Annotated in this window: 1 pseudogene; it reads left to right on the top strand. The window is 62.6% G+C overall.

Annotated features, from left to right (window positions below):
- Positions 1-256, top strand: a pseudogene (locus tag RZO55_RS10040) (NAD-dependent deacetylase); the annotation flags it as partial.
- Positions 257-471 lie beyond the last annotated feature (215 nt).

The following is a 471-nucleotide window of genomic DNA, read 5'->3' as shown; positions in this document are numbered from 1 at the left end:
CTTCGGCGAGCTGTTGCCGGAGGAGGTTTGGGATCAGGCGATCGAAGCCATCCGCGCGTCGTCCCTCCTCCTGGTGATCGGCACCAGTTTGGAGGTGTACCCGGTCAACCAGCTGCCGATGCTGGCGACAGGACGAAAGGCGATCATCAACGGGAGCGAAACCGAATGGGATCACCGGTTTCACCAGGTGATCCACGCCAAAATCGGAAAAACGCTGACGAAGCTGGACCAATTGGTGAAGGGGATGAACGGGTGAAGTCGGGGGAAGGGCCCGCCGGACCCGGGTTCCATTTTCCCTGAACCGACGCTTTTCCTCGGCTTCGAGGCCGGTGCGGGGCTTTGCGGCGGGGCCAGCGAAGCCGCCCCTCGGGGCAGGATTTATTCAGAAGACGATCAGGAGGCGATCCAATGAAAGCTCTATCCGGCCGCATCGCCGTCGTGACCGGTGCGGGACGGCGCCGGGGAATCGGA

This window comes from Clostridium boliviensis, from assembly GCF_033342255.1.
Classification (GTDB): domain Bacteria; phylum Bacillota; class Clostridia; order Lachnospirales; family Lachnospiraceae; genus Lacrimispora; species Lacrimispora boliviensis.
The sequence above is the reverse complement of the archived record's forward strand: the minus strand, read 5'-3'. Positions and strand labels throughout refer to the sequence as shown.